The sequence below is a fragment of the Streptomyces sp. NPDC002490 genome (assembly GCF_040296045.1).
In the GTDB taxonomy this organism is placed as follows: Bacteria; Actinomycetota; Actinomycetes; order Streptomycetales; family Streptomycetaceae; genus Streptomyces.
Genome location: NZ_JBEOWM010000119.1, coordinates 1 through 3,057, shown reverse-complemented (window position 1 = coordinate 3,057; position 3,057 = coordinate 1). Strand labels below are relative to the sequence as shown.

The window sequence follows — 3,057 nt, the reverse complement described above, 5'->3', positions numbered from 1 at the left end:
CTCCGCCGCGCCCGGGCCCCGGTGTTCCCACCCTTGCCCGGTCGGCGCGGGATGGCCCTGGCGGTGGGGGTGGCGGGGGCGACCGCCGCGGTCCTGGGCCTGCTGGCGTGGCCGGGCGCCCGGCCGGGACTGCGGCACGCGACCGCTTCCGGACTCTCCTCGGGGGTCGCCTCGGCACTGACGCAGACGGTGACCGTCGCGGCCACCGGGGCCGGTGCCGCGCTACTGAGCGGCCGGGTGGCGGTGGTCGTCCTGCTCGTCGCGGGGTTCGCGGTGGGCGGCCTGCTGCTGGCCCAGACCGCGTACCAGGACGGACTCGGGGCGCCGCTGGCCCTGCTCACCCTCGCCAATCCGGTGGCCGCCTCGACGATCGGGATCGCCCTGCTCGGCGAGGGCTTCCGCGGCGGCGCCGCGGGAGCGGCCCTGGCCCTGGCGGGCGCCGTGATCGCGGGACGCGGGGTGCTGGTCCTCAGCCGGGCCGCCGCTGCGGACCGCGCCGACGGAACCCGCACCGCGGCGCGGGGACGGATCGTCGCCGCGGGCCCCGCCGTCCCCCGCCCCGACCCGGCCAGGGTGCGACGGCCGGCTTCCTGCCGCTGATCCCCGCCCCCGGGGTCCCATCAGCGGAGGTACCCGAGACCGGGGTGGACCTCCGTGTACCCGGCGACGAGCCGGCGGGCGACGGAGACCGAGTCGACCAGGGGGTGCAGGGCGAACGCCTTGACCGCCCGCGCCCGGGAGGCGCCGTCGGCCGCCGCGATGACCTCGCGCTCCACCGCCTTGACGGTGGTCACCAAGCCCAGGGCGTGCCCGGGCAGCGGGTCGGCGGGGATCGGGTGGGCGCCGGCGGCGTCGACCCGGCAGGGCGTCTCGATCACCGCGTCGGCGTCCAGCCCCGGCAGGGCGGCGCGGTTGCGGACGTTGAGGACGAGGGTGGTCCGCTCGTCGCGGGCGATGGCCCGCATCAGGGCGAGGGCCACCTCCTCGTACCCGCCGGACGCGGTCAGCGACGCCTCGTCCCGCTCGCCCGCCCCGGCCGCCTCCCGGTTCTCGGCCATGTAGGTGGCCTCGCGTTCGGCCCGCACCGCGTTCCAGGTGGTGAGCGCGGGCACGGCCGGATCGCCCACCCGGGCGTAGAAGCGGTCCTGCTGTCGGTGCAGGAAGGCCCCCCGGGTGAGCGCGGCTTCGCGGTAGGCGCGCACGGTCTCCCGGTTGAAGTAGTAGTAGTGCAGGTACTCGTTGGGGACGCAGTCCAGGGAGCGCAGCCAGTCGGCGCCGAACAGCCGGCCCTCCTCGAAGCCCTCCAGCAGCGCGGTGGAGGCGAACAGGTCCGGCAGCACGTCCCGGCCGTCGACGCGCAGCCCGCGCAGCCATCCCAGGTGGTTCAGCCCCACGTAGTCGACCTCGGCACTGCCGGGGTCGACGCCCAGGACCCGGGCGACCCTGCGGCCGAGCCCGACCGGCGAGTCGCAGATGCCGATCACCCGGTCCCCCAGGTGCCGCGACATGGCCTCGGTCACCAGGCCGGCCGGGTTGGTGAAGTTGATGAACCAGGCGTCGGGCGCCACGGCGGCCACCCGTCGGGCGATCCGGTCGACGACCGGCAGGGTGCGCAGTCCGTAGGCGATGCCGCCGGCACCGACGGTCTCCTGGCCGAGGACCCCTTCCGCGAGGGCCACCCGTTCGTCGGCCGCGCGGCCGGCCAGTCCGCCGACCCGGATCGCGGAGAACACGAAGTCGGCCCCGTGCAGGGCGGCGTCGAGGTCCGTGGCCACCCGGACCCGGGGGGCCGCGGCCGGGTCGGCGGCGGCCTGGTCGGCCAGCACCCGGGCGATGGCCGCCGACCGCGCCGGATCGGTGTCGTACAGCACGACCTCGTCGACCCGGCCCTCCCCCCGGTCCGTGAGCAGGGCCCCGTACACCAGGGGGACCCGGAATCCCCCGCCACCCAGTACGACCAGTCGCACGCGTCACCGCCTCGTCCTCGACGGCATCCTAATCCGGCCGGCCGGAACGGCCAGCCCGTGCGTCGGCGGGAGTTCAGCCGGCGGCGGCGAACCGGGGTGCGTCGAGGACCGCGGAGAACCGGTCGAGGACCCGGGTCACGGCCCGTTCCGCCTCCGGTGCGAGCGTGAGGGTGTCGTCGGCCTCCACCGTGATCTGCCGGTCGAGGGTGAACCACCCCTGGACGATGTGGTCGGCGCCCATCGAGGTGAGCACGGGGCGCAGCGCGTAGTCGATGGCGAGGACGTGCGCATGGGTGCCGCCGGTGGCCAGCGGCAGCACGGTCTTGCCGCTGAGCGCGTACTGGGGCAGCAGGTCCAACAGCGACTTCAGCAGTCCCGAGTAGGCGGCCTTGTAGACGGGCGTCCCGATGACCACCCCGTCCGCCCGCTCGAACAACGATCCGGCGCGGACGATGTCGGGGTGGGCGAAGTCGGCGCCGAGCAGCGCCTCGGCGGGGAGGGTGCGCACGTCGAGGGGTATCACCTCGTGCCCCTGCTCGCGCAGTCGTGCGTCGAGGTGGCGGAGGAGTCGTGCGGTGCGGGAGGCGGCGGAGGGACTTCCGGAGACGGACAGGACGGTGGCCATGGGAATCCTTCGGATCGGGGGGCACGAGCCGGAGCGGGTGCGCCCGCGCGCGCACCGGCGGATACGCGCGGCGGGCGGGGTGGTTCGGGAGCGCGCACGGCGGCGGGAACTCCCGGCGCGGGGCGCAGGGGCGGGCCGGGCGCCTCGGGGCTGCTGCGGGAAGCGGAAGCCGACCGGGGAACGCTCGCGGGCGGCCACGGGGCCGGGCTGTTCGAGGGGCGGCGGTCAGGAAGGACAGCAGGAACTGGCGACGCGGACGAGGTCGACGTGGCGTCGCCTCGTGAGTTCCTGTCGTTGCCGCATGCTCGGGATCAAATCAGGCGCGGTCGAGGCGGGTCAAGGGCGGTCCGGGCTGCGGGATCGCACGGCGGCGCGGCCCCGGAGTCCGGGACGCGCCGCCCGGCGGGGGGGGCCCCGCGGGGGCCCGCGCGCGGGGCCCGCCCCCCCGCCCCGCCCCCCCCCCCC

General features: G+C 76.6%; 3 protein-coding genes and 1 pseudogene. 1 reads left to right on the top strand and 3 read right to left on the bottom strand.

All coding sequences use genetic code 11. The features are described from left to right. A pseudogene (locus tag ABT092_RS30830) lies at positions 1–600 on the top strand (hypothetical protein); the annotation flags it as partial. Positions 601–620: 20 nt separating this feature from the next. On the opposite strand, the gene ABT092_RS30825 reads toward ABT092_RS30830, so the two are convergent. From ABT092_RS30825 to ABT092_RS30815, 3 genes are all read right to left on the bottom strand, one after another. Continuing rightward, positions 621–1,967: a 6-phospho-beta-glucosidase gene (locus tag ABT092_RS30825; RefSeq protein WP_351249799.1), complete on the bottom strand. Its 1,347-nt coding sequence runs from the start codon at positions 1,965–1,967 to the stop codon at positions 621–623. Between the two features lie 73 nt (positions 1,968–2,040). Continuing rightward, the gene (gene ssuE / locus ABT092_RS30820; RefSeq protein WP_351249797.1) at positions 2,041–2,592 is read right to left on the bottom strand and encodes an NADPH-dependent FMN reductase; all 552 of its coding nucleotides are present in this window, start codon (positions 2,590–2,592) and stop codon (positions 2,041–2,043) included. 225 nt (positions 2,593–2,817) lie between these two features. Further along, a complete protein-coding gene (locus tag ABT092_RS30815; protein ID WP_351249801.1) occupies positions 2,818–2,895 on the bottom strand; it encodes a putative leader peptide in 78 nt (25 codons plus the stop codon). Positions 2,896–3,057 lie beyond the last annotated feature (162 nt).

Excerpts from the sequence above, each read along its gene's own strand:
- ABT092_RS30815 (WP_351249801.1), bottom strand. The coding sequence starts at position 2,895 with ATGCGGCAACGACAGGAACTCACGAGGCGACGCCACGTCGACCTCGTC.
- ssuE (WP_351249797.1), bottom strand. The coding sequence starts at position 2,592 with ATGGCCACCGTCCTGTCCGTCTCCGGAAGTCCCTCCGCCGCCTCCCGC.